Genomic DNA, 24,502 nt, shown 5'->3' on the forward strand with positions numbered 1-24,502 from the left:
ATGGGAAGCCCAGCTCAAGGGTGATCTCGCGTGGCTTGGCCTCACATGGCCCGAGCCTTGCCGCCGCCAATCCGACCACGCGGCAGATTACGCCGCTGCGCTCAAAACGCTTGGCGCGATGGGCCTCACCTACCCCTGCAACTGTTCGCGCCGCGACATTGCCGCCGCCGCCTCCGCCCCGCAAGAAGGTGCGCCGCTGATCGGCCCCGATGGCATGGTTTACCCCGGAACCTGCCGCAACCGCCCGCTTTCAAGTGCCGGGCCGCAGGATGCGATCCGTCTTGATATGGCCAAAGCCATCGCCGCGCTTCCCACCCTTCCCGGCTTCACCGAAACTGGACCGGAGCACGCAGGCCAGCACTTGCTCACCGCCGACTACCTGCTCAACTGGATCGGCGATGCCGTGCTCGCGCGCGCCTCCATGGGCGCGGCCTATCATCTGGCTGTTGTGGTGGATGATGCCGCCCAGCAGATCACCCATGTGGTGCGCGGCGCTGATCTGTTTACCGCGAGCTTCCTCCATCGCCTCCTGCAAGCTCTCCTCGACTTACCCGCACCGATCTATCACCACCACCGGCTGATTCGCGACGACAGCGGCAAGCGTTTGGCCAAGCGCGATGATGCCCGCGCCATCGCCCGCTACCGCGATGATGGCGCAACCCCGGAAAGCCTTCGCCGCCTTCTCGGACTTTAGCGCTCCATCGGCGTCATGAGCTCAACTTCAACGCCATCGCGCACGCCCGTGAAAAAGCAACTGCGCCGGTTCGTGTGGCAGGCCGGGCCTTCCTGCTCCACGATCACCAGCAGGCAATCACGGTCACAATCCACCCGAAAATCCACCAGCCGCTGCACATGCCCCGAGGTTTCGCCCTTCACCCAAAAGGCCGAACGCGAGCGTGACCAATAGGTCACCCGGCCGGTTGCCAGCGTGCGCTCCACCGCTTCGGCGTTCATCCAGGCCATCATCAGCACCTCGCCCGTGCCGTCGGCCTGTGCGATTGCCGGGATAAGGCCCTGTTCGTTATAGACCAATGTCTGTGCATCAAACGGCATGACTGCTCCTTTGCAACTGCGTCTGTCGGCGCTATCTATGGGGGGCAAGGGGCGAAAGGAAAGGCCCCGAAGGAGAGAAAATGCCCGGCGATACCGATCTTGTTAAGCTCTATTCAGGCCGCATTCTGGAACTGGCCGCCGAGATCCCGCAGGTTGGGCGGTTGGATTCGCCTATGGCGACGGTCAAAAAACGCTCTCCGCTCTGCGGCTCAACCGTGACGGTTGATCTGGATATGACCGATGGCAAGATCTCGCGCTTTGCGCAGGACGTGAAAGCCTGCGCCCTCGGCCAGGCCTCGGCCTCTGTGCTGGGCGCTGTGGCCATAGGGCGGACAGAGGCCGAAATTCTGGCCGCGCGCAAGGCGCTGAAATCCATGCTGACCGAAGACGGCCCGGTGCCGGACGCGCCCTTTGATGGCTATGAGGCGCTGCTCCCGGCACGGGATTTCCGCAATCGTCATGCCTCGATCATGCTGGCGCTCGATGCCACCGCCGAAGCGATCGCCGAAGCCCAAGCCGCAGCTTGAAATAACGGCGCGCCTGCGGCGCATTCCAATTTTTATTTGGATATTTTCAGCAAGAAAACCTGCGCGGGCTGGCCATCCACCACGCAAAAAAACCGCCGCGCATCCGGGGAGGATGGCGGCGTTAGTAAAAACGGTGCCAGGGCCGGAGCAGCGGGCGGGGGAAGCCCTGTGTTGCTCTAGACAGGCAATGAGCAAGGCACATTCCGAATTGGGGACAAGGAATGTGACATGCTCCGGCCCTGAACCGCAGGCAAGCAAGACGAAAAGAGGCAGATCCGTCCGGCTGGAGAAACCTTAGAACATGCTTGGCAGATGAAGGCCGCCAAACAGGGTAACCATGAGCGCCAGCGCCCCGATTGCATCAGCCGCAAGCGGCGGCATGGTGGCATTCAGGCGGGTTTTGATCTTGCAAAACATCGTTGGCGTCCTCGTTGGTTCGTGTTGCGCCTTTGTTCTCATATGTTCTCGCTTTGATCAAGCAATTTTTAGAACATTTGCGAACAAAATGCTGCGATGCCTGCTAACCAACTGAAAGTAAACGAATTGCCCTGTCCTGCTCGGTGAGCCATAACAACCCCCGCGCCGCCGTGCCGCGCTTGCCTTCGAGCGCCGGGTCAAGCTCCAGCAGCGTGCGCGCATCACTTTGGGCCAATTCGGCGAGCGCGCCCATCCGTTCCACATCGGCGATCCTGAATTTGGGCAAGCCCGATTGGGCGGTGCCCAGCACATCACCGGCGCCGCGCATCTCAAGATCAACCTCAGCGATGCGAAAACCATCCTCGGTTTCGCGCAGGGTGGTCAGCCGGGTGCGGGCCGTTTCGCCCAGCGGCGGCTGATACATCAAAATGCAGGTGCTTTCCACCGCGCCACGCCCCACACGCCCGCGCAATTGGTGCAGCTGCGCAAGGCCAAACCGTTCGGCCTGCTCGATCACCATGATCGAGGCATTGGGCACATCCACCCCCACCTCAATCACCGTGGTCGCCACCAACACCCCGGTTTCGCCCGCCACAAACCGCGCCATGGCCGCGTCTTTCTCATCGGGGCGCAACTGGCCGTGCACCAGCCCAACGCGCCCCTCCCCCAAAGCCGCACGCAGCCGTTTGAAACGCTCTTCCGCCGCTGTCGCCGCGGTGATCTCGCTTTCCTCGACCAGCGGGCACACCCAGTAGCATTGCCGCCCTTCGGCCACCGCAGCGCGAAGTCGCTCCACCACCGCATCCATCCGCTCGGCGCTCACCATTGCGGTGGTGACAGGGGTTCGGCCGGGGGGCTTTTCGTCTAACACCGAGATCTCCATATCGCCGTATTGGGTGAGCGAAAGTGAGCGCGGGATCGGCGTGGCCGACATCACCAAAACATCCACCGCCGCGCCCTTGGCCCCCAGCCGGGCACGCTCGTTCACGCCAAAGCGATGCTGCTCGTCGATCACGGTGAGGCGCAGATCACCAAATTGCACCTCATCCTGAAAAACCGCATGGGTGCCAACCAGAATATGCACATCGCCCTCGGCAATTGCGGCCAGCTTGGCGGCCCTGTCAGCGCCCTTGTCTCGCCCCGTGAGCAGCTCTACCCGCAGGCCAGCCGCCTCGGCCAGCGGGGCCAGCGCACCAAAGTGCTGGCGCGCCAAAATCTCGGTCGGCGCCATCAAAACCCCCTGCCCGCCTGCCTCCACTGCGATCAACAAGGCCATCAAAGCCACCAGCGTTTTGCCCGCGCCAACATCGCCCTGAAGCAAGCGGTTCATCCGGCGCGGCGCTGCCATATCCCCCGCAATCTCAGAAACCGCGCGGGTTTGCGCGCCGGTCGGCGTGTAGGGAAGTTCATCCAGAACCGCGCGCTGCAAGCGCCCATCCCCAACCGAGGCAATTCCGGGCTTCGCCTGCCGCCCGGCCCGCGCCAACGCCAGCGTCAACTGATGCGCGAACAGCTCGTCATAGGCCAGTCGACGCCGCGCGGGCGCTGTTTCAGAAACCTCCGCCGCGCCTTTCGGGCGATGCGCCGCCTCCATCGCATCCTTCCACGCAGGCCAGCCCTCCTGCGCCACCAAGGTGCCGTCCATCCACTCATCCAACGCGGGCGCGCGGGCAAGCGCCGCCTCCGCCGCCTTGCCCATCACCCGCTGGGTCACCCCGGCGGTCAGCGGATAAATCGGCTCAAATTCGGGGATTTCCCCAGCCTCGTCAGGGCGCAAAATATAGTCCGGATGGACGATCTGGGCCATCCCGTCAAAGTGCTCCAATTTCCCCGAAATCACCCGCCGCTGCCCGGTTGGCAACTGCTGCTCCAGCCATTTGCCACCTCCCCGAAAGAACATCAGCGTAAAGTCAATCTGCGCGTCTTCCACCTCAACCCGGTAAGGCCCGCCAGGGCGCGAGGAGCCGCGATGCCGCTTCACCGTCACCTCAACCGTCACCATCGTGCCCGGCGCCACCCCCTGCACCGTGTCGCGCCGCCGCCGATCCACCACGCCGTGCGGGAGCGTATAAAGCATGTCGCGCACCCGGCTGATCCCCATGCCTGCGAGCGCCTTCTTGCTCTTGGGGCCAACGCCGGGGAGCGTATCCACCTCCGCAAACAGCGGAAACAGGCGTTGCGGGCGGGTGCTCATTGGCCAATCAACTCCAGCCAGCCGTCTTCGTTGATGGTTTTCACGCCCAGATCAGCCGCCTTTTTGACCTTTGATCCAGCGCCCGGCCCGGCAACCAGCAGGTCAGTCTTGGCGCTAACCGCGCCCGAAACCTTGGCCCCCAAGGATTCCGCCCGCGCCTTTGCCTCGGCGCGTGTCATCTTTTCGAGCGTGCCGGTAAAAACCACGGTTTTGCCCGCGACCGGGCTGTCATCTGCGCGCGCTTCCGGCGGCAGCGGGGTGAGATGCGGCAACAGGCGGTCCATCGCGGCGCGTTCCTCGGGGTTGGCGAAGGCATCCGAAAGCGACAGCGCCATCACCGGGCCAATCCCATCGGTGCCGATCAACTCGGCCCAGGCCTCGCTCGCCGCCTCGGGAACCTCGCAATCGGCCACCGCCTTGCCCCGCGCCTCCGCAAGCCGGGCGCGGCGCCCTTCACTATCGGCACGCCGCCGTTCTGCCTCGGCCGCCTCATCCGCCGCACGATGGGCCAAAGCGGCCGGGCGGGCGGTATCAATGGCGCGCGCCATGGCCTCCCATGTGCCGTAGTGCCTCGCCAAATCCTGCGCCGCAACCTCACCCACATGGCGAATGCCAAGCCCAAAGATCAGCCGGGACAGCGGGATTTTTCTTTTTTCATCAATGGCATCAAAGAGGTTCTTCGCGCTTGTCTGCCCCCAGCCATCCCGATTCGCCAGCTTGGCCAAATTGGCGGCATCGCGCTCCCGCAGGGTGAAAATATCTGCCGGTTCCTTGACCGGAAGCTGAGGGTCCCCGTAAAAAGCTTCCACTTTTTTCGCCCCAAGGCCTTCAATATCAAAAGCCGCGCGGGACACGAAATGCTTCAGCTTTTCAGCGGCCTGCGCCGGGCAAATCAAGCCACCCGTGCAGCCGCGCTCAGCCTCTCCCTCTTCGCGGATCGCGGGAGAGCCGCACTCCGGGCAGACCTGCGGAAAATCAAAAGGCACTGCGTTTCCGGGCCGTTTTGAAAGATCCACGTCTGCTACCTTGGGGATCACATCCCCGGCGCGGTAGACCTGCACAAAATCGCCTTCGCGGATGTCCTTGCCCCCACGGATTTCACCTCCTTTGGCGTCACGCCCGGCGATGTAATCCTCATTGTGCAGCGTCGCGTTTGACACAACAACACCGCCCACCGTAACCGGCTTCAGCCGCGCCACCGGGCTCAACGCCCCGGTCCGGCCCACCTGAATTTCGATCTTTTCCAACTCGGTCCAGGCCAGTTCGGCGGGGAACTTATGCGCTATCGCCCATCGCGGCGTGGTCGAACGAAAGCCAAGCCGCGCTTGCAGCCCAAGATCGTCCACCTTGTAGACCACCCCGTCGATATCATAGCCAAGATGTGGGCGCGTTTCTTCGATCATCCGGTAATGCGCGATCATCGCGTCGGGGCCATCGCAGCGTTGAGTCAGCTCGTTGGTCGAAAAGCCCAAATCCCTCAACCGTTCGATTGCGCCAAGCTGGGTATCCGCCAAAGGCTGCGAAAGCTCGCCCCAGGCATATGCGAAAAATTTTAGCGGTCTTTTTCGCGTAATCTCGGCATCTAACTGGCGCAGAGATCCGGCAGCGGCGTTCCTTGGGTTGGCAAAGGGCTTGCCGCCTGCCGATTCCTGCCGCTCATTCAGCGCGGCAAAATCCGCGTGGCTCATGTAAACTTCGCCGCGCACCTCCAAAACCTCTGGCGCGCCGATCAATTCGGTGGGGATATCGGCGATTGTACGGGCATTCGCGGTTACGTTTTCCCCGGTTTCACCGTTCCCCCGCGTTGCCGCCTGGATCAGTTGGCCGCCCTCATAACGCAGCGAAAGCGACAGGCCATCGATTTTGGGTTCGGCGGTATAAGCCAGGGGCGCCGCGCGCGGCAGGCCCAGGTAACTGCGGATGGATTTGTCAAACTCGATGATATCGCCATCGTCAAAAGCATTGCCCAACGACAACATCCGCACCGTGTGGCGGACCTTGCCAAAGCCCTCCGACGGAGCAGCGCCAACCTGATCCGATGGGGAATCCGCACGTTTGAGATCAGGAAAAGCCGCCTCGATCGCGGCGTTCCGGCGTTTGAGCGCATCATATTCGGCGTCGTCCATGATCGGCGCGTCGGCCTGATAATACCCCGCATTCGCCTGTGCCAACACCTCGGCCAACCGCCCCAGCTCCTCCGCCGCACGCTTCGGGCTCATCGCCTCGATGTCATCCTGATGATCCGATGCCGCTTTCGCCACGCCCTGCCCTCCGCCTGATGCCCCCGATTGATAGGAGGCCATTGCGTCGAGGTCCAGAAGTTCAGGAAGCGATCAGCGTTGTACCCGCTGTGATCACGCTATTCCCCATAGATCGCGGCTAAAGAGTGCTTGGGTGGCCAGGGTGGTGGCCCGTCTGCCACGGCATGTTCGGGAGCGGACCGTCAGGGCGGGCGCATCGCATGCTCAGGCTCCGGTCGCCAGAAGCATCTGTGCCATTCCCCGATGCCTCAGCTCTCTGAAGTCGCCGCAAGAATCGTTAGCAGTGCCGCCTGCCGGGCCTTTCCGAGCGGGCCATTCTGGCACCGCATCGGACCCCGGCTCTGGCGACCCGCCTCGGCGTTACGCTCCGACTGCCATTCGTGGGCCGCCGGTATTCTCTTCTGGCTCGGGGTCGCGCAGCACATAGCCCCGTCCCCAGACCGTGTCGATATAGCTTTCACCCCCGGTCGCCGTCGCCAATTTTTTGCGCAACTTGCAGATGAAAACGTCAATGATTTTCAGTTCCGGCTCGTCCATGCCGCCATAAAGATGATTGAGGAACATTTCCTTGGTCAGCGTCGTGCCTTTGCGCAGGCTCAGAAGCTCCAGCATTTGGTATTCCTTGCCGGTCAAATGCACCGGCTTGGTTTCCACCTCAACCGTTTTGGCATCAAGGTTCACCAGGATCTTGCCGGTTTCGATGACCGATTGGGCATGGCCCTTCGAACGGCGGATAATGGCGTGAATGCGCGCCACCAGCTCCTCGCGGTGGAATGGTTTTGTCAGGTAGTCATCCGCCCCAAAACCAAAGCCTCTCAGCTTGTTTTCCGTATCATCTGCGCCAGAAAGGATAAGGATTGGTGTATCAATCCGTGCCAGCCGCAACTGGCGCAGCACCTCATGCCCCGTCATATCCGGCAGGTCGAGATCAAGGAGGATCAGATCGTAGTCATATAGCTTGGCCAGATCGACACCCTCCTCGCCCAGATCCGTCGAGTAGACGTTGAGATTGGCGTGGGTCAGCATCATTTCGATGCTTTTCGAAGTGGTGGGGTCGTCTTCGACCAAAAGGATTCGCATCGAATTGCTCCGTCTCGCTATCGTTCGAAAACCAACATGACTGACAATGGTTAATCGCCCGTTACCAGTGGTGAACAGTGTCAAGCCACAACCATGCGTTGTCTAGTCCGCTATTTCTGGGGAGGTTTGAATTCATGGTCATTTTAGATTGAATCCGCCCCCTTACCGCCGCCACGAAAGGTGTCCCAAGTGTAACGTCCCACAATACTGGTCCTTCGATCCGACCCTGAGACTCGCGGGTTTGCAGCGCCAAAAGCCAAACATGGTGAACCGAAAGACCCTGCCCCAAAATGCCCGTCATCAGGGCTGCGGGCGCGACGGGGGGTAATGTGCTTACCGCCTGCAAGTGGCGAAACCGGCGTCGTTTCGCGGCTGAGCTTCCGTCAGGGGCTGGCCTCTGAATGCAAGGACATGGTTGTCACTTTCGGGCGGGCGGCATCCTGACACAGTAGCCCCCAGCAGCCGATCAGGACGGCATGTGAACACCCCATCGACGCCCGCATCTAGCCCCGATACCGTTCCAGCCCGCGCCGCACGACCCGTTCACAAGAGGCCGACAGCGCCTTGCGCCCGCCTGCCCCGGCCACCGGGATCGGCGGGTGAAACATGATATCGACCGCCCCGTTGCGCCGCACCGCGAGCACCTTCAACAGGTGCCCGCCAAAGCTCATATCCCCCCACCAGCCATAAAACCGCGCGTCCTCCCCCTCGGGCGCGTGATAGACAACCGACACCGGCTGGATATGCAAAATCTCCGGCAGATCATCAGTGTAAAACGCCTGAAACAGTGTTGGCTTGAAGGGCAGCACCCTCCGCCCATCGGTTGAGGTGCCCTCGGGAAAGAACAGCAGGTGATGATTGCGCTTCAACCGCTCCTCAAACACCGCCTGCTGCGCCCGTGCCTCGCGCCGGTCGCGCCGGATAAACACCGTGCCGGTGGCCCGCGCCAACCAGCCGATGCCCGGCCAGCCCGCAACTTCGGCCTTGGCGACAAAATAAACCCGCTGCGGCGCGTTCAGCGCAAAGATATCAAGCCAACTTGCATGATTGGCCACCACAGCACCGCGATGCTGCATTGCGCGGCCATGGGTGCGGTGGCGCATGCCCAAACAGATAAAGGCGCTCTTGCAAACGAACTGGGTGATATAGGGCGTCACCGGGCGCTCATCGCCACAAAGCGGGCGCTCGATCAGACGCACGAGCAGCAGCACCGCAAGGCTGCCAAAGGTGATCAGCCCCAACGGCAGGCCCCGCATCACCACGCGCAGCCAATCAGCGGCGCCCAGCGGGCGGGCTGGCGGGGCTTCGTCCCCAGACCATAGCGCGCCATTCGGCTCATCGCTCACTGCGCCCGCTCCCCTTTGTAAATCGCCACCTGGCGTGGGTTCACATGGTTTGCATCCAGCACAAGGCACACATCGGTGGTGTTGAAATCCCGGTCCACCCACGCGCCCTCACCCACCCAGCCGCCGAGCCGCAGGTAGGCCTTGATCAGCGCCGGGGTGGCCTTCATCGCCGCCACCCGGTCAATCTCGGGCGCGGGCATGAGGTCCATCGTGGTGGCCTCTGGCGGGCGGGCCTTGGGGCGCAGCGCTTCTGGGGCAAGGTGATGGTGGTGCAGGTAGGCCAGCGGCGTCTTCAGCGCGTCCACATCGGTGCCATGAAAGGAGGCCGTGCCAAAGAGCACCTCGATGCCGCGTGCCTCGACATAGTCCCAAAGCCCGCCCCAAAGACGGAACATCGCCATGCCGCCACGATAGTCAGGTGCCAGGCAGGAGCGGCCCAGCTCCAGCAGCTTGCGCCCCGATGAGATGAGCGGCGTCAGATCATACTCGCCTTCGCTGTAAAACCCATCGCCCGCCATCGCCACCGCCCCCGGCAACAGCCGGTAAACCCCAACCACCGCGCCCGCGGTTTTGTCGACCAGCATCAGGTGGTCGCATCGGGCATCGTAGCGGTCACGCTCCAGCCGGGCGTTATGGTCCACCAGCGGCCCATCGCCGCCGAGTTCGCCCACGAACACATCGTAGCGCAGCCGCTGCACGGCGGTGAGGTCGGCCTCGTTGCGGGCCAAGCGCAGCTCAAAGTCCGGCGTGCCAGTGGCCATCCCTGCCCTTTCCTGCCTGTCCGGCGAGGGTTCTAGGGGCGGCAATCCGCCGAGGCAAGCTAAGCTGTCGCACCGAGATCCACTTCCTGCTTAATATCTTGTTAACCATTCACCGCGAGGGTCAGGTTTCATACACAATATCGAGGAGAATCCGCTTGCCGTCGATCACCACTTTCCCGGCCTCTTCAAAGTTGACGGTGATGCGCCCGCCGATGTTGGATTGCACCTGCCCCAGCCCCCAATCGGGCTCTGCGGGGTGGCGCACCAGCATTCCCGGCTCTAATATGCTGTTGAGTTCATTGGGCATTTTGTCCTTTCCGGGTGCAGGGTGCGCCCATGGATGAGGGGTTTGATCTGGCGATGATGCTTGCGTCGCGCATCTGCCATGACCTGATTTCACCGGTTGGTGCAATCGGAAACGGGGTTGAGCTTTTGGGCATGACGGGCCTTGCAGGCAGCCCGGAGCTGACATTGGTTGGCGACAGCGTGAAGAATGCCGAGGCGCGGATCAAGTTTTTCCGCATCGCCTTTGGCCAGGCCGACGCCAACCAAAGCGTGGGCGAGCGCGAGATCGCCAGCACGCTGGCCGATTATTACGCCGCCTCCAAAACCACCCTCCTGTGGCCCCCCACCGGGCCGGTGGCGCGGCAGGACCTGCGGGCGATTTTCCTTTCGCTGCTCTGTCTTGAAACCGAACTGGCCTTTGGCGGCACGGTTGATGTGATGGGCACATCGGGCGAAAGCTGGGTCATGACGGCGCGTGCCGAGCGCACCCGAGGCGAAGAGCCCGCCTGGGCCGCCATGGCTGCGCGCAGCCGCGAAGGCCTATCGCCCGCCATGTTGCAATTTGCGCTGCTGCCCCTGGCACTTGACGCGCTTGATCGCACGCTCAGAGTGGCCCGCGACGATACCGAGATCACGATTGCCTTCTAGGCTTAACAAATCACCTATAAGCCTTTGTTTTATCGGCGGAAACAAGCGTTACGGGCGAATCGTTCCATCGCCCGTGACAAGGTATTTGAAGCTGGTCAACTCGCGCGCGCCAACCGGGCCACGGGCATGCAGCTTGCCGGTGGCAATGCCAATCTCGGCCCCCATGCCAAACTCCGCCCCATCGGCAAACTGGGTGGAGGCATTGTGCATCAGGATCGCACTATCGACCCGGTCAAAGAACCGCTGCGCAGCTGCTTGGTTTTCAGTGAGAATCGCCTCGGTATGTTGGGAGCCATAGGTGCGGATGTGCTCAATTGCGCCGTCGATGTTTCGCACGATCCGGGCCGAAATCTTCATATCCAGCCACTCAACGCCAAAATCATCCTCGGTCGCCTCGCGTGAGCCCTTCAGCCCCTCCCCGGCATAAACCTCAACACCCGCCAAAATCAGCGCATCCACGATCTCCTGGCCAAGCTCTGCCACGTCCTGATGGATGAGCAGGCATTCAGCAGATCCACAAATCCCGGTGCGCCGGGTCTTGGCATTCAACACAACCTCAAGGGCCTTTTTCGGGTCGGCATCCACATCCACGTAAACATGGCAAATCCCCTCAAGGTGCGCAAAAACAGGCACGCGGGCCTCCCGCTGCACCAACCCGACCAGCCCCTTGCCGCCGCGCGGCACGATCACATCAATATGCTCCACCGCCGTCAGCATCGCCTGCACCGCCGCGCGGTCACGGGTGGGCACCAGCTGGATCGCATCTTCGGGCAAACCGGCGGATTTGAGGCCCTTGACCAGTGCCGCATGGATCGCGCCAGAACTGTGCAGGCTCTCCGAGCCGCCGCGCAGGATCACCGCGTTGCCGGACTTGAGGCAAAGCGCACCCGCGTCCGCCGTCACATTGGGGCGGCTTTCATAGATCACACCGATCACCCCCAGCGGCGTGCGTACCTTCTGAATATGCAGGCCCGAGGGGCGCTCCCACGCCTCGATCAACTCGCCCACCGGATCAACCTGCGCCGCAATAGCGCGCAGCCCTTCCGCCATCGCCTCGATCCGGCCCTCATCAAGCGCGAGCCGGTCCATCATCGCCTCCGAAAGCCCCTTTTCCCGGCCAAAAGCCAGATCGCGGGCATTGGCCTCAAGGATTGCCGGGGTTAAAGCGAGCAATTCATCGGCAGCGGTTTCAAGCGCCTGCGCCTTCGTCTCGGTCGGCGCAAAGGCCAACTCAGACGCGGCAGCACGGGCGCGACGGCCCATATCGGCCATCAACGCGGGAATATCGTGGGTTAGATCTTTCATCGGTCAGGCTCCCTTTGAGTGGGATTTAGGGCATTTGTGACCGCGGCTCAACATTCCATCCCGTGAGTCAAAGATTTGTGCCTCCGGCGGGGATATTTCCAGCAAGAAAATGACCACAGTCAATCCCTCCCAGCCCCTCTCTCAATGCTCCAATAAATATCCCGGGGGGTGCGGGGGGCTGGCCCCCCGCCCTTTAACCACCCCGCAGAGGCTCCCTTGGGCTAAGGAACCGCTGGGTCACGTAACCCTGACGCTCCCAAAACATCTGCCTCGGCCCGGCCACCAGCCCGCGCTCGGCGATCCGCGCAATGTCGATGTTCTGGCGATGCCCCTCGTCGGTTATCTCCTTGGCGGCCTCATGGTTGCCCGACAGCAAATCACTCTCCGAGGCAGCGATCAGATCAAAGTATCGCTCCTGCGTTTCGCGGTTCATCTCAACCAGGGCGTCGAAATTCACGAACAGGCTGTTGCGATAGTCCTCCGGCTCGAACGACGCAAAGGCATTTACCAATGATACCCCACGCGCCCCCGGCGCAGGCGCAAACAGCCGCGCCTCCAGCCCATTGCCGCGCAGCAGCGCATACTGCGTGATCGCCACGGCGGGCAGGTCGATGATGGTGTAAGGCAGATCAATCACCCGCTGGGCCAGCACCGCCAGTCGCCCCAACCCGCCACCGATCTCGACAATCCGATCATACCGCCTGCCGGTAGCAGACAGATGCGCCTGCACCTCGCGCAGGTAGCCAAGCGCCAAAAGCTGGCGTTCGTTCAGCACCCCACGTGCGGTTGGCACCCCACAGGTATTGGGCCCCGAAACCGGCAGCGCGCCCGCCAACCCCAAGACATCGAGGCAGGCGCAGGCAATCTCATCGGTCTCATCACGCTCGACATAGGTAAACAGCCCGTTGCGCTGCGCCGCGTTCCACATCGGCGCAACCCCAAGCGCGAAGGCATGGTAGAGCAGCGTGTGCGCCATGTGCCTGGCGTGTTGCGCCCGCGATTGCGGGTCGTCGCGCAGCTTGGCGGTGATCCGGGCGTGTTGATCGTACCCCAGCGTGAATATGCGGGTGTGGAGGCTGCCCAAAAGCTCGGCCAACCGGCCTGCATTGCCAGTTTGAACCACACGTAACAAAGGTTTCTGGACGCTTTGCGCATGAATACCCCAGACCGAGCCTTCAAGCTCCCCCTCTGCCAAACCGCCCTGCACCGCCTCGATGATCTCTTCGGCAATCCGCGTCAGGTCTCCCAGGTGGGTGTCGGTTGTATGCACCAGCGCGGGCATCTGGCGAAACGGAATAGGATGGAACATCTGGCTCACTTCACAAAACGGGCGGCAACCGGGCCAAACCGCCCGGCCCCGGTTACCTCAGTCAAACGCTTTCAGCCGCTTGAGCAAAGAGGAGGTATCCCACCGCCCCCCACCAAGCGCCTGCACGTCCTTGTAGAACTGGTCCACCAGCGCCGTGATCGGCAGAGGCGCGTCAATGTCGTCCCCGGTGGCCAGACAGATCGCCAGATCCTTGCGCATCCAATCCACCGCGAAGCCGTGGTCAAACCTGTCATCGACCATGGTCTCGTAGCGGTTGGCCATTTGCCAGCTTCCCGCCGCGCCATCCTTGATAACCTCGATCACCGCTTTCGGGTCCAGCCCGGCCTTCTGGGCAAAGTTGATGCCTTCCGAAAGCCCCTGCACCAACCCGGCAATGCAAATCTGGTTCACACATTTGGTCAACTGGCCCGCGCCACTCTCGCCCATCCGCTGGCAGTTCTTGGCGTAGGCCGCGATGATCTGCTCGGCGCGGCCGTAGGCCTCGGCATCGCCGCCGCACATCACCGCCAGCGCGCCGTTCTCTGCGCCCGCCTGCCCGCCACTTACCGGTGCGTCAACAAAGCTCACCTGCCGTTTTTCGGCCTCGGCGTGCATCTCGCGGGTGACGGCGGCGCTTACCGTTGTGTGATCCACAAACACGGCGCCCGGCGCCATCGCGGCAATCGCCCCGCCCTCGCCCACGCAAATCTGGCGCAGGTCGTCATCGTTGCCCACACAAGCCATCACAAAATCTTGCCCGGTGGCGGCCTCTGCCGGGGTGCGTGCCGCCTTGCCGCCATACTCGCTCACCCAGCTTTCGGCCTTTGCGCCCGTGCGGTTATAGACCGTCACCTCATGGCCCGCCTTCACCAGATGCCCCGCCATCGGATAGCCCATGACGCCCAGTCCAAGAAATGCTACCTTCGCCATGCCTTTATCCTCCCGCAGGGTTGCTCTAGGGTCATGCCCTAACTACCCCAAGCCGCGCGAAGGTCAACTCAAGGCACCCTATGGCACGTATTTTCCGTTGGCTCCTGCGGATCGTTACCGCGACTCTGCTTATTGCCTTTCTCATGGGCTGCGTGGCCTATTACCTCGCCTCCCGGTCGATCCCCGATTACAACGCCCGCTATACCGTGGCCGGGCTGGCCGGGCCGGTTGAGATTTTGCGCGATAACGCCAATGTGCCGCATATCTTTGGCTCCACCGATGAGGATGTCTATTACGGCCTCGGCTTTGCCCATGCGCAAGACCGGCTGTGGCAAATGATGATGACGCGCCGCGCCGCTCAGGGGCGCCTGTCAGAGCTGTTCGGCCCGCGCGCCCTCAAGATTGACGAATTGATGCGCCGCTTTGGCCTTTACGAGGCGGCCTCTGCCTCGGTCACCCACCAGGACCCCGCCACCACCCGCGCGCTTGAGGCTTATGCCGCCGGGGTGAACGCCTGGATCGCGCAGGTCAACGAAGGAGCCCTGGGCCGTGGCGCGCCCGAGTTCTTCCTGTTCTCGCGTCAAATCTCGCCCTGGCGGCCTGCCGATACCGTGGCGATGGGCAAGATGATGGCGCTTCAACTCACCGAACACGCACAAGACGAGGTGCTGCGCGCCCGGTTGTCGCTGATGCTGCCCGAGGCGCGGCTGGCCGATATCCTGCCTGACACACCGGGCGCCGGCACTGCCGAACTGCCCGATTACGCCTCCCTCGTGCCGATGCCGGGCGGCGCACAGCACGCCTGGGACACGGCCGCGCGTGATCCGCTCAATCCCCTGCCCGCCCGTGGCCGCGCCGGGGCCTCAAACGCATGGGCCGCAGCCCCCAAACGCGCCGCCGCCGGCGGCTCGCTCATGGCCAATGATCCCCATCTCGGCCTCACCGCCCCCTCAACCTGGTATCTTGCGCGGATCGAGCTGACGACGGGCGGGGTGATCGGCGCCACGATTCCCGGCATCCCCTTTGTGCTTTCGGGCCGGTCCTCTGACCTGGGCTGGGGCATCACCGCGTCTTACCTGGATGATCAGGATCTCTTCATGGAAGAGTTGAACCCCGCCACGCCGCAGGAATACCGCACCCCGTCCGGCTGGAAGCGCTTTACCTCCGATACCTCTATCATAAGGGTGAAAGACGCCGAGCCTGTCACCATCACCCTGCGGCGCACCGAGAATGGCCCGGTCCTGCCCGGCGGGCACTTCAACCTTGCCGCCGTCACCCCGCCCGGCCATGTCGCAGCACTTGGCTGGACGGCGCTTTCCCCGCGTGACACCTCGATGAGTGCGGCCCACGGGTTGCAACGCGCCAAGAGCATTGAGGCGGCGATTGACGCGATGGAGGGCTTCATTGCGCCCTCGCTGAACCTCATCTTTGCCGAACCGTCACGCGTGGGCCTCAAAACCGTGGGGGCCATGCCAAACCGCACCCCGGCCCATGCCTCAAAGGGGCGGATGCCCTCGCTTGGCTGGAAGGCCGAAAACCGCTGGCAAGGGCGCATTCCCTATGCGCAAAACCCCGAGTTCGTTGACCCGCCGGGCGGCATTTTGGGCAACACCAACAACAAGATTATCGACCGGCCCTTCCCCAACCACGTGAGCTACACCTGGGGCGATACCCAGCGGATCCAGCGCTGGACCCGGCTGATGCAAAGCCGCGAGGTGCATACCCGCGAAAGCTTTATCGACGCGCAGCTTGACAGCGTCAGCTTCACCGCCCGCTCGCTGCTGCCGCTGATCGCCAAGGATCTGTGGTTCACCGGCGAAGCGGCCTCTGAGGGCACACCGGAGCGGCAACGCCAGAAGGCGCTGGAAATGCTCGCCAACTGGAATGGCGAGATGTCTGAACATATGCCCGAGCCGTTGATCTTTGCCGCCTGGATGAAACATTTGCAAAACCGCCTGGTGCGCGATGAGCTTGGGCCGATGGCCCGCGAGTTTACCCACGCCGACCCGCTGTTTCTCGAGCGGGTGTTCCGCGATATCGACGGAGCGGCGATCTGGTGTGACGTGGCGCAATCCACCATCACCGAAACCTGCACCGACATCGCCCGCATCGCGCTGGACGAGGCCCTGCTCTGGATCGGCGAGCATAACGGCACAGCCCTTGAGAGCCTGCGCTGGGGGGATGCCCATGAGGCGCTTCACAAGCATCCGGTGCTGGGCGACGTGCCGGTGCTGCGCTGGATCGTGAACATTCGCCAAAGCACCTCGGGCGGCGACAACACCCTGCAACGCGGCCGCACCATCGGCACCGGCCCCGCGCCCTACACCAATGTCCACGCGGCGGGCTTTCGCGCGGTGCTTGATTTCAACGATCCTGACAGCTCGGTGTTTATTGTAGCGACCGGGCAATCGGGGCATCCGCTGTCACGCCATTATGACGATCTGGGCGCGCTGTGGCGGCGGGGGGAATATATTCCGATGTCGCTTGACCCGGCGCTCGCGCGGGCGGCCAATGTGGGCGTGACTGTTTTGACGCCTGAGGGCTGAGCGCGGCTGGGGTCACCTGATCGCGCGCCCGCGGCGCATTCCTTTTGTAGATTTGGCTCGAGGTGGCGCTGTGGCGCGCTAGCTTGCTGTTTGGCGGGCAGCCATGGGGCGCCAGAAGAGATTGAGAGCCTCCGGCGGGGATATTTACAGGAGCATTGAGAGGGGCGGTTTTACTCGCCGGTATGGGTCGGGCCGCCGAAGGTTCTTTCGCTGTCGAAGTAGCCGAAATCGCGCACAATTGTCAGCAGATTGCCGTTGTCATCGTAGCCGAGATAGGTGGCGGCGCTGAAGGTTTGGAAATCCGGGTCGATCAAGGCCACTTGCAGCGTGTTGGCCTCGGTTTTGACGTTGTGCATTATATGGCGTGGTTTGGTTGCGGCCTCTTTGAACAGTTCGTCTGCGTTCAGCGCCTCTTGTCCAAGGAGCGCCACCGCTTCGGCATCGCCGATGACCAGCACCTGATCGACTTCGAGGATATAGAGTTCATCCAGCATGGTGCCCTCAAGCGAGGCGGTTTCCCAGTGGGTGGCCTCGCCTTCGCCAAGCTCAACCACCGCCAGCCCGATCACCCCGCCCGCCGGGTTGGGAGTGTAGAGGGTGACGGTGTAGCCGCCGAGCGGGATATCGGCATCAATCGGGGGGCGATCAGGGCTTTTGATCGGGTCGGTCATGGTGATGCGCCCGCTGGTGACATCAATCTGCCCGACGAAGGTTTTGAGGATTTTCCGGCGGGCCAGTTCGGCCTCGCTGGCGGTGAGGAGATCGGCCTCGGCAAAGACCATGTCTTCGTCATCGTCGGCCATGCGCGGGCCTCGCCCCGCGCCCATCAGGAGCACCACGAGACCCACCACCATGAGCGCCACCCAAAGGCCGCCGCCGATCCAGTAATAGTGCTTTTGGGATTTCAGCATCGCGCGTGTCTCGCCGTTTGGGTTTGCTTCAGGTTAACGCGGATTTCTGCGGATGCGAGACGCATGGATTGTGCATCGTTTGTGCATGGGGTGTGGCCCGTCCGATTTTGCCGCATTGCAGAAAAGGTTGCCGGCACGTTCGCAGCCTTTCACACTTGGGCATAGTCCGCCTTTTGGCGGCTTGACCAGCGCAGGGTAAGCGCCCAACCATCCTCGGATTGGGTTTCGTTCTCGACCACCCCTTGCTCAAACAGCCACGCGCGTTTGCGCCCCTCGGAAAAGGGAAGCGTGAGGGTTTCGACGGTGTGTACATCGGCCAGATGGGCCGAGATTGCGCCGTGCAGCTCTGTGAGGCCTTCGCCAGAAGTTGCTGATATCACGAGCGTATCTTCGCGGCGGCTGGCAAGGTTGCGCAGGGCATCGGCAGCCTCATCATTGAGCAGATCAACCTTGTTCCACAGCTCCAACCGGGGCACATCTTCGCTGACGCCGAGGCTTTCGAGGATGGTTTCAACATCGACGGCCTGATTTTTGGTTTCGGGGCTGGCAATGTCGCGCACATGCACGATGAGATCAGCTTCCAGCACCTCTTCCAGCGTGGCGCGGAAAGCGGCGACGAGTTCGGTGGGCAGCGAGCTGATGAAGCCCACCGTATCGCTCAAGATCACCTTCTCACCATGGTCCAATTCGATGGAGCGCATGGTGGGGTCAAGCGTGGCAAAGAGCATGTCTTTGGCCATCACGTTGGCACCGGTCATGTGGTTGAAAAGGGTGGATTTTCCGGCGTTGGTATAGCCCACCAGAGCGACCACGGGGAATGGCACCTTGGCCCTTGCTGCACGGTGCAGGGCGCGGGTTTTGGTGACCTTCGAAAGCTGTCGGCGGATGCGGTTGATGGCGTCGTCAATCGCCCGCCTGTCCGCCTCGATCTGGGTTTCCCCCGGACCACCGACAAAGCCCAAACCACCGCGCTGACGCTCTAGGTGGGTCCAGGCGCGGACCAGACGGGTGCGTTGATAGGACAGGGCTGCCAGTTCGACCTGCAACACGCCCTCACGAGTGGCGGCGCGGTCAGCGAAAATTTCAAGGATCAGGCCGGTGCGATCAAGCAGTTTGACCTTCCACTCCTGTTCCAGATTGCGCTGCTGCACGGGGGTGACGGGGCCGTCAACCAACACAAGATCAACCTCAGCCGCGTTGACCATCGCCTTGATATCCTGGAGTTTTCCCTTGCCAAGCAGGGTGCCGGGCTGCGGCTTGCGCAGGTTCACGACTTCAGCCCCCACCACGTCGATACCAGGGAGCGCCGCGGCAAGCGCTACGGCCTCATCCAGCGCGGGGCCCGCATCGCGGCGCGACGGATCGGTCTGGATATCGGGATGGAGCACCAGTGCCCGTGTTGGGCGCTCAGCGGTTTCGTGTTGGTCGGCTATTCTTCACCTTCGCCTTCATAGAGGCTAATCGGCTGCGCGGGCATCACGGTGGAAATCGCATGCTTGTACACAAGCTGGCTTTGTCCATCGCGGCGCAAGAGCACGCAGAAGTTGTCAAACCAGGTGATCACGCCTTGCAGCTTCACACCGTTGATCAGGAAGATCGTCACCGGAACTTTCGTTTTCCGGACATGATTGAGAAAGGCATCCTGCAGGTTTTGTTTGTCGTTGGCCATTTCTTGAAGTGCCCTGTTTTTTCTTTTTGTCACGCATTCGGGGCGCATATCCTGCCTCGGACCGTCCCCCCTGTCCACTTGGCCACTATGGAGGCTGGTTTGGGAAGTTTCCACCCCCCATTTTTCACCCGCATTGCCGCTGCGTCAATTGCGCCAGAACTCGGGGTTGAGAAGCGCGATGATCACTAGGGCTTCAACCCGCCCCAGCACCATGGCCCCGGCCAGCACCGCCTTGGCCGCGTCGGGGATGGAGGCGTACAGGATTGGCACTTCGCCCCCCACCTGCGCAACCGGGCCGGTGGTGGAAAGGGCGGCGAGGCTAAGCACGATGCTTTGCTCAAAGTTCAGGCCAGCGGCGGCCAGCATGGCTGACACGGCGGTGAGAGAAAGCGCGAAAAGCATGAAGAAAATCCATGCGATATAAGCCCCTTCCCGCCTGATATGGCGGCCGAAAGCGCCGCCTTCCCCGCCAACGGAATGCGGCAGCACAAGGCGTTCCATCTCGCGGTGGCCGTGGCGATAAAGGGCATAAACGCGCAGCAGCTTCACCCCGCCGGCGGTGGTGGCCACGCCGCCGCCAACCAGCGCCAGTCCCATCATCACCGTGCCGGGGGTTTCCAGCCCCGACCATGACTGGGTGACAGCCCATTCCGCGCTGGAGAACCCGGTGGTGGACAGGAAGCTGAGAGTGGTAAAAACCGCGCCCCAAAGCGCGCCGAAGGCCGCCCGGAGATCGGCCACGTCATCCACCTCAAACGCGCCGATCCAATGACGCAGGAACAGCGCCGCCGGCAGGATGATCAGGCAGAAAAAGCCCATCCGCGCTTCAACATCGCGCAGGATCGCGCGCATCCGGTCCACACCCCATCCATAGCCCGCCCAAAAGGTTTTACGGGTGAGAGCAAAGCCGAAAAACAGGAAGATCAGCGCCTCGCCCATAAGCCCGGATTGGGCGGCCTCAAGCCCCCCCACCGGGCTGATCCCCGAGGTCGAAAGGATGCTCATCGCGTGGCAGATCGCAACCAGAGGCCTTTCACCGCAGATTACCAGCCCGATCCAGAGGGTGAGCGTGAGGCCAATGTAAACAGGGCCCATTTGCAGCGCGAGCTTCAGCAGCCGCTCGCGCGAATCGCCAAAGCGGGCGTGGTGCATCTCTCGGGTCAAGCGGGCATCGCCCTGCCCGCGGGCGATGGATGTCACCTCAAAGCCGCCAAGGTTGAGCGGGGCAAGGATTGCGCCCGCCGTCACCCAAATGAAAAGCCCCCCCATCCAGCCTACGGTGGCGCGCCACAGGTGAACCGACTCGCTCAGACGGTCGGGCTCAAACAGGGTGGCGCCGGTGGTGGTGAGGGAGGCCACCATCTCGAACCAGGCGTTGAAAAAGCTGGTGGTGCGCACCGCTTCATAGAATGGCAGCGCCAGCAGAACCGGCATCAGCGTGTAAGTGATCAGCAGCGCCAGCAGGTGGCTGCGGGCAAGGTTGCGCGCTTTAAGGTGGTAGGTCGCGATCCCGATAAAGATGGTGAGCGTCAGCAGCAGGGTGCCGGAGTAGAAAAAACTGCGGGCGGCCAGCCAATCGCGCACGGTGACGGCGTGAAAGACCGGCAGATACATCATCAGCGCGGAGATCCCCATGAGGATCACGATCAGCGGAACATCAAGGATGCGGCGCATCGGCTCGCCCGCCCTAGAAGAAGTCGATGGAGACCTGTAGCAGGCGCTCCACCTCATGCACATCAGCCGCCATGGCGAACAGCACCACCACATCGCCCTCGTCGATCCGGGTTTCGGCCAATGGCTTCAAAACCTCCTCGCCCTTCATCACCGCCCCAACGCGCACACCTTCGGGGAAGTCGATATCCCGGATGAAACGGCCCGCCAGCGGCGAGGTGGACAGCACCTGCGCTTCGATCACCTCGGCCTCGGCGTCGCCAATGGAGTAAACGCCGCGCACCCGCCCGTGGCGGATGTGGCGCAGGATCGAGCTGACGGTGGTGGCGCGCGGGTTGATGAACGCATCCACCCCAAGCGGGCGGCCCAGAGGCACCAGGGTTGGATCATTCACCAGGCAAATCGCCATCGGGCAGCCATTGGATTTGGCGCGCACCCCGGCCAGCAGGTTCACCTTATCGTCGTCGGTGACGCAAAGCACTGCATCGGCGCGGTCAATATTGGCCTCCAGCAGCAACTCGCGCGACAGGCCATCGCCGTGCAGCACGATGGTTTTTTCCAGCGCATCGGCGGCACGTTCGGCGCAGGACCGGTCACGCTCGATCACCTTGGCGCGGATGCGGTCCACCCGCGTTTCGAGCGCCCGCGCAACGGCGAGGCCTACATTGCCCGCGCCGATGATAACCACGCGCTCCTGCTTGCGATGGGTTTTGCCGAAAATCTCCATGGTGCGCACCGTGTCTTCGGTGTTGGTGCACACATAAATCCCATCGCCCGCAAACAGCTGGTCGCCGGGACTGGGGGCAAAGAGCGTGTTCTTGCGCCGCACCCCCACCACGATCGCCCGCAGGGTTGAAAACAGGTCGGTCAGCTGGCGCAGCGGCGTGTTGAGAACCGGGCAATCCTCATCAAGCTGGATGCCCAAAAGCTGCGCCCGCCCGCCCAGAAAGCGCTCGGTGTCAAAGGCAGCGGGGGCGGCAAGGCGCTGGAGCGCGGCTTCGGCGACCTCCCGCTCGGGCGAGATCACCACATCAATGGGCATGTGGTCGCGGCGATAAAGATCAGAGTAGATCGCGGTAAGATAGCTTTGCGAGCGCAGCCGCGCCACCTTGCGCGGGATCGAAAACACCGAATGCGCCACCTGACAGGTCACCATGTTGACCTCGTCAGAATGGGTGGCGGCGATGATCATATCGGCGTCCCGCGCACCGGCGCGCTCAAGAATATCGGGGTAGCTCGCGTGGCCCGCGATCCCCTGCACATCAAGGCTGTCGGTGGCCCGGCGCACGAGGGCGGCGTTGTTGTCCACCACCGTCACGTCATTGCGTTCACCGGAGAGATGTCGCGCGATCTGCCAACCAACCTGGCCGGCCCCGCAGATGATGACCTTCATGTAAGGCTCTCTGGCTGTTTCATGCCAGCCCACATCTGGCAGAAGGCGGCACGGGCGTCAACGCGCCCGCGCGGGGCCGTCTCAGCCCGCGTCCGGCAGGTTTTGTGCCAGAATGAACCCATCTATCTTGTAAGGGCGGCCATAGTTGCCCGGCACGCTCATCACGCGAACGCGCGACCAATCATTCTTTTCGGAGATGTCGATCACCGGCATATCCAGCGAAACCTGATTGCGCTTCCAGTTGGCGTGCGAGATCGTGATTTCGCGCTCGGAAATCACCTTTGACACCACGGCAACATGCCCCATCGGCAATTGGCGGGTGCCCGAAAAGGCCATCACGGCGCCCTGACGGGGCGCTTTGCCGCGCAGGTAGTGGCCAGCCGCCTGGCTCCACCATGTTTCGGCATTGCCGCGAATTTCCACACCGCTGGCATTGCGGGCAAATGGCACGCACCACACCCGGCCACCCCGCGCCCGCAGGCTTTTGGCTTCGGAAACGGCATGCTGAAGGAGGGCCGGATCAAGCCGCGAGGCCACGGCCTCTTCGCGGCGATGCTGCGCACAGGCAGAGGTGAAAAGGGCGGCGGCCAGAAGCAGGCCAACGCGCAGGCCGGTGCGGCGAAGGGTGGTGGTTTTCATCTGTCCCTCAATGGTCCCCAAATCCTGTGCCGGGGTATCCGCAAACCGCGCTCAATTTTCAACCGCATCCGGGCTGATTTGCCCTGACACGTGAAAAACCGGCAAGTTTCCGCCGCGTCCCCTGCCCCTTTCGCCGTTATTCGGCGGCTTGGCTCTCAACATGGGCCACCCGTGCGCCCGCCTTGTTGGAGGTCACCACGCCGAGCGATTTTAGCTTACGGTGCAGCGCCGACCGCTCCATGCCCACAAAATTCGCCGTGCGCGAGATATTGCCGCCGAACCGGTTGATCTGAGTCAGCAGATACTCGCGCTCAAACAGTTCACGGGCTTCGCGCAGCGGCAATGTGGCCAGCCCGCCTGAAAGGACCACGCGGCCTTCATCCTCTTCAGGCGTCTCGCCGCCCTGCAACTCCTTGGCATCAATCGGCCCGGCACTTTCCCCAAGGATCAGCGCCCGTTCGATGATGTTCTTCAACTGGCGCACGTTGCCCGGCAGGTACATCGTTTGCAAAAGCGCTTCGGCCTCGCTTGAAAGTTCGCGTAGCGGAAGGCCCTGTGATGCGTTGCACTCGGCAATGAAATGGCGGGCCAGTTCGGGGATGTCTTCGCGCCGTTCATCGAGGCCGCACACATGGATCGGCACCACGTTCAGCCGGTGATAAAGCTCCTCGCGGAAGGTGCCCTGGGCGATTGCAACCTCAAGGTCGCGGTTGGTGGAGGAGATCACCCGCAGGTCCACCCGCACCTTATCAGAGCCGCCAACCCGCTGGAATTGCTGGTCAACCAGCACGCGCAGGATTTTTGACTGGGTGCCAAGCGGCATGTCGGCGATCTCGTCAAAGTAAAGCACGCCGCCATGCGCCTCTTCGAGCAAGCCGGGCTCAACCCCGCGTGCATCGCTTTCACGGCCAAACAGCACCTCTTCCATACGGTCCGGCTCGATCGAGGCCGAGTTGACCGACACAAAAGGCGACGAGGTGCGCTCTGAATTGGCGTGGATATAGCGTGCGGCCACCTCTTTGCCCGCGCCCGCAGGCCCGGTGAGCATCACCCGCCCGTTGGACTTGGTGACCTTATCAAGCTGCGATTTCAGGGCCTTGAAGGCGGTCGAGGAGCCGATCATTTCGGCAACTGACACATCCTTGCGCCGCAACTGGCTGTTTTCGCGCCGCAGCCGCGAGGTTTCCATCGCGCGGCGGATCACCACCATCAACTGGTCGATGTTGAAGGGCTTTTCGATGAAATCATAGGCCCCCTGCTTGATCGCCGCGACGGCAATCTCGATGTTGCCATGCCCCGAGATGATGACGATGGGGATATCGGGGTTGTCGCGTTTGACGGCTTTCAAGATGTCGATCCCGTCCATCCGGCTGTCCTTTAGCCAGATATCAAGGATCAGCAGGCCCGGCGGGGCCTCGTTGATCTGCGCCATACACTCATCAGAGTTGCCCGCCAGCCGCGTCTGGAAGCCCTCGTCGCGGAGGATGTCGCCCACAAGCTCGCGAATATCGCGCTCGTCGTCCACAATCAGAATATCGCCCATTTCTGCTCTTCCTT

At 62.5% G+C, this 24,502-nt stretch carries 22 protein-coding genes; 4 read left to right on the forward strand and 18 right to left on the reverse strand.

What is annotated here, in order from left to right; genetic code table 11:
• Window positions 1–694 (forward strand): glutamate--tRNA ligase family protein (locus tag P1U55_RS08005; RefSeq protein WP_301047018.1); only part of this gene is annotated, 694 nt, incomplete at its 5' end.
• Here the strand turns inward: P1U55_RS08005 and hisI are convergent.
• Complete coding sequence (gene hisI / locus P1U55_RS08010) at window positions 691–1,053, reverse strand: phosphoribosyl-AMP cyclohydrolase (protein ID WP_301047019.1); 363 nt, start codon at window positions 1,051–1,053, stop codon at window positions 691–693. The two genes, P1U55_RS08005 and hisI, sit on opposite strands and share 4 nt — an antisense overlap.
• An 80-nt stretch (window positions 1,054–1,133) precedes the next feature.
• Here hisI and P1U55_RS08015 point away from each other — a divergent pair, with 80 nt between their 5' ends.
• Window positions 1,134–1,580 carry an iron-sulfur cluster assembly scaffold protein gene (locus P1U55_RS08015; RefSeq protein ID WP_301047020.1) on the forward strand — a complete coding sequence of 149 codons (447 nt, stop codon included), beginning with the start codon at window positions 1,134–1,136 and terminating at the stop codon, window positions 1,578–1,580.
• 294 nt (window positions 1,581–1,874) lie between these two features.
• Here the strand turns inward: P1U55_RS08015 and P1U55_RS08020 are convergent, their stop codons facing one another.
• The 7 genes from P1U55_RS08020 to P1U55_RS08050 form a co-directional block, all read right to left on the reverse strand.
• Complete coding sequence (locus P1U55_RS08020; RefSeq protein ID WP_301047021.1) at window positions 1,875–1,997, reverse strand: hypothetical protein; 123 nt, start codon at window positions 1,995–1,997, stop codon at window positions 1,875–1,877.
• A gap of 103 nt (window positions 1,998–2,100) precedes the next feature.
• On the reverse strand, window positions 2,101–4,191 hold the full coding sequence (recG, locus tag P1U55_RS08025; protein WP_301047022.1) for an ATP-dependent DNA helicase RecG: 2,091 nt from the start codon (window positions 4,189–4,191) through the stop codon (window positions 2,101–2,103).
• Window positions 4,188–6,410 carry an NAD-dependent DNA ligase LigA gene (ligA, locus tag P1U55_RS08030; protein WP_301047073.1) on the reverse strand — a complete coding sequence of 741 codons (2,223 nt, stop codon included), beginning with the start codon at window positions 6,408–6,410 and terminating at the stop codon, window positions 4,188–4,190. Before ligA ends, recG begins: the two co-directional genes overlap by 4 nt.
• A 402-nt stretch (window positions 6,411–6,812) precedes the next feature.
• The gene (gene ctrA, locus P1U55_RS08035) at window positions 6,813–7,532 is read right to left on the reverse strand and encodes a response regulator transcription factor CtrA (RefSeq protein WP_301047023.1); all 720 of its coding nucleotides are present in this window, start codon (window positions 7,530–7,532) and stop codon (window positions 6,813–6,815) included.
• Between the two features lie 503 nt (window positions 7,533–8,035).
• The gene (locus tag P1U55_RS08040; RefSeq protein ID WP_301047074.1) at window positions 8,036–8,818 is read right to left on the reverse strand and encodes a 1-acyl-sn-glycerol-3-phosphate acyltransferase; all 783 of its coding nucleotides are present in this window, start codon (window positions 8,816–8,818) and stop codon (window positions 8,036–8,038) included.
• Window positions 8,819–8,874: 56 nt separating this feature from the next.
• Window positions 8,875–9,639: a GNAT family N-acyltransferase gene (locus P1U55_RS08045; RefSeq protein ID WP_301047024.1), complete on the reverse strand. Its 765-nt coding sequence runs from the start codon at window positions 9,637–9,639 to the stop codon at window positions 8,875–8,877.
• Window positions 9,640–9,760: 121 nt separating this feature from the next.
• Window positions 9,761–9,946, reverse strand: a complete 186-nt coding sequence (locus P1U55_RS08050; protein ID WP_301047025.1) for a DUF3553 domain-containing protein — start codon at window positions 9,944–9,946, stop codon at window positions 9,761–9,763.
• 29 nt (window positions 9,947–9,975) lie between these two features.
• Between P1U55_RS08050 and P1U55_RS08055 the strand changes: the two genes are divergently transcribed.
• Window positions 9,976–10,572, forward strand: a complete 597-nt coding sequence (locus P1U55_RS08055) for a histidine phosphotransferase family protein (RefSeq protein ID WP_301047026.1) — start codon at window positions 9,976–9,978, stop codon at window positions 10,570–10,572.
• A gap of 48 nt (window positions 10,573–10,620) precedes the next feature.
• On the opposite strand, the gene P1U55_RS08060 is transcribed toward P1U55_RS08055, so the two are convergent.
• From P1U55_RS08060 to P1U55_RS08070, 3 genes are all read right to left on the reverse strand, one after another.
• Window positions 10,621–11,877 carry a glutamate-5-semialdehyde dehydrogenase gene (locus P1U55_RS08060; RefSeq protein ID WP_301047027.1) on the reverse strand — a complete coding sequence of 419 codons (1,257 nt, stop codon included), beginning with the start codon at window positions 11,875–11,877 and terminating at the stop codon, window positions 10,621–10,623.
• Window positions 11,878–12,070: 193 nt separating this feature from the next.
• Complete coding sequence (locus tag P1U55_RS08065) at window positions 12,071–13,186, reverse strand: hypothetical protein (protein WP_301047028.1); 1,116 nt, start codon at window positions 13,184–13,186, stop codon at window positions 12,071–12,073.
• 57 nt (window positions 13,187–13,243) lie between these two features.
• A complete protein-coding gene (locus P1U55_RS08070; protein ID WP_301047029.1) occupies window positions 13,244–14,116 on the reverse strand; it encodes an NAD(P)-dependent oxidoreductase in 873 nt (290 codons plus the stop codon).
• Window positions 14,117–14,196: 80 nt separating this feature from the next.
• Here P1U55_RS08070 and P1U55_RS08075 point away from each other — a divergent pair, with 80 nt between their 5' ends.
• Entirely contained in the window at window positions 14,197–16,662 is a 2,466-nt protein-coding gene (locus tag P1U55_RS08075; protein WP_301047030.1) for a penicillin acylase family protein, read from the forward strand.
• A 170-nt stretch (window positions 16,663–16,832) separates the two neighbouring features.
• Here the strand turns inward: P1U55_RS08075 and P1U55_RS08080 are convergent, their stop codons facing one another.
• The 7 genes from P1U55_RS08080 to P1U55_RS08110 form a co-directional block, all read right to left on the reverse strand.
• A complete protein-coding gene (locus P1U55_RS08080) occupies window positions 16,833–17,573 on the reverse strand; it encodes a DUF4241 domain-containing protein (protein ID WP_301047031.1) in 741 nt (246 codons plus the stop codon).
• Between the two features lie 149 nt (window positions 17,574–17,722).
• Window positions 17,723–18,961, reverse strand: coding sequence for a GTPase HflX (gene hflX / locus P1U55_RS08085; RefSeq protein WP_301047032.1), 1,239 nt, complete (start codon window positions 18,959–18,961; stop codon window positions 17,723–17,725).
• Between the two features lie 41 nt (window positions 18,962–19,002).
• Window positions 19,003–19,242 (reverse strand): RNA chaperone Hfq, encoded by a 240-nt coding sequence (gene hfq / locus P1U55_RS08090; RefSeq protein WP_301047033.1) that lies wholly within the window; start codon window positions 19,240–19,242, stop codon window positions 19,003–19,005.
• A gap of 144 nt (window positions 19,243–19,386) precedes the next feature.
• Entirely contained in the window at window positions 19,387–20,916 is a 1,530-nt protein-coding gene (locus P1U55_RS08095) for a potassium transporter TrkG (protein ID WP_301047034.1), read from the reverse strand.
• A 13-nt stretch (window positions 20,917–20,929) separates the two neighbouring features.
• On the reverse strand, window positions 20,930–22,306 hold the full coding sequence (trkA, locus tag P1U55_RS08100) for a Trk system potassium transporter TrkA (RefSeq protein WP_301047035.1): 1,377 nt from the start codon (window positions 22,304–22,306) through the stop codon (window positions 20,930–20,932).
• An 81-nt stretch (window positions 22,307–22,387) separates the two neighbouring features.
• Entirely contained in the window at window positions 22,388–22,945 is a 558-nt protein-coding gene (locus P1U55_RS08105; RefSeq protein WP_301047036.1) for a CHAP domain-containing protein, read from the reverse strand.
• Between the two features lie 136 nt (window positions 22,946–23,081).
• Window positions 23,082–24,488, reverse strand: a complete 1,407-nt coding sequence (locus P1U55_RS08110; protein WP_301047037.1) for a sigma-54 dependent transcriptional regulator — start codon at window positions 24,486–24,488, stop codon at window positions 23,082–23,084.
• Window positions 24,489–24,502 lie beyond the last annotated feature (14 nt).

The organism is Vannielia sp. (genome assembly GCF_029212645.1).
Classification (GTDB): Bacteria; Pseudomonadota; Alphaproteobacteria; order Rhodobacterales; family Rhodobacteraceae; genus Vannielia.

What these genes read in the sequence shown, in the direction of transcription:
- hisI (WP_301047019.1), bottom strand. Translation starts at nt 1,053, where the DNA reads ATGCCGTTTGATGCACAGACATTGGTCTATAACGAACAGGGCCTTATC.
- P1U55_RS08015 (WP_301047020.1), top strand. Translation starts at nt 1,134, where the DNA reads ATGCCCGGCGATACCGATCTTGTTAAGCTCTATTCAGGCCGCATTCTG.
- P1U55_RS08020 (WP_301047021.1), bottom strand. Translation starts at nt 1,997, where the DNA reads ATGTTTTGCAAGATCAAAACCCGCCTGAATGCCACCATGCCGCCGCTT.
- recG (WP_301047022.1), bottom strand. Translation starts at nt 4,191, where the DNA reads ATGAGCACCCGCCCGCAACGCCTGTTTCCGCTGTTTGCGGAGGTGGAT.
- ligA (WP_301047073.1), bottom strand. Translation starts at nt 6,410, where the DNA reads ATGAGCCCGAAGCGTGCGGCGGAGGAGCTGGGGCGGTTGGCCGAGGTG.
- ctrA (WP_301047023.1), bottom strand. Translation starts at nt 7,532, where the DNA reads ATGCGAATCCTTTTGGTCGAAGACGACCCCACCACTTCGAAAAGCATC.
- P1U55_RS08045 (WP_301047024.1), bottom strand. Translation starts at nt 9,639, where the DNA reads ATGGCCACTGGCACGCCGGACTTTGAGCTGCGCTTGGCCCGCAACGAG.
- P1U55_RS08050 (WP_301047025.1), bottom strand. Translation starts at nt 9,946, where the DNA reads ATGCCCAATGAACTCAACAGCATATTAGAGCCGGGAATGCTGGTGCGC.
- P1U55_RS08055 (WP_301047026.1), top strand. Translation starts at nt 9,976, where the DNA reads ATGGATGAGGGGTTTGATCTGGCGATGATGCTTGCGTCGCGCATCTGC.
- P1U55_RS08060 (WP_301047027.1), bottom strand. Translation starts at nt 11,877, where the DNA reads ATGAAAGATCTAACCCACGATATTCCCGCGTTGATGGCCGATATGGGC.
- P1U55_RS08065 (WP_301047028.1), bottom strand. Translation starts at nt 13,186, where the DNA reads ATGTTCCATCCTATTCCGTTTCGCCAGATGCCCGCGCTGGTGCATACA.
- P1U55_RS08070 (WP_301047029.1), bottom strand. Translation starts at nt 14,116, where the DNA reads ATGGCGAAGGTAGCATTTCTTGGACTGGGCGTCATGGGCTATCCGATG.
- P1U55_RS08075 (WP_301047030.1), top strand. Translation starts at nt 14,197, where the DNA reads ATGGCACGTATTTTCCGTTGGCTCCTGCGGATCGTTACCGCGACTCTG.
- P1U55_RS08080 (WP_301047031.1), bottom strand. Translation starts at nt 17,573, where the DNA reads ATGCTGAAATCCCAAAAGCACTATTACTGGATCGGCGGCGGCCTTTGG.
- hfq (WP_301047033.1), bottom strand. Translation starts at nt 19,242, where the DNA reads ATGGCCAACGACAAACAAAACCTGCAGGATGCCTTTCTCAATCATGTC.
- P1U55_RS08095 (WP_301047034.1), bottom strand. Translation starts at nt 20,916, where the DNA reads ATGCGCCGCATCCTTGATGTTCCGCTGATCGTGATCCTCATGGGGATC.
- trkA (WP_301047035.1), bottom strand. Translation starts at nt 22,306, where the DNA reads ATGAAGGTCATCATCTGCGGGGCCGGCCAGGTTGGTTGGCAGATCGCG.
- P1U55_RS08105 (WP_301047036.1), bottom strand. Translation starts at nt 22,945, where the DNA reads ATGAAAACCACCACCCTTCGCCGCACCGGCCTGCGCGTTGGCCTGCTT.
- P1U55_RS08110 (WP_301047037.1), bottom strand. Translation starts at nt 24,488, where the DNA reads ATGGGCGATATTCTGATTGTGGACGACGAGCGCGATATTCGCGAGCTT.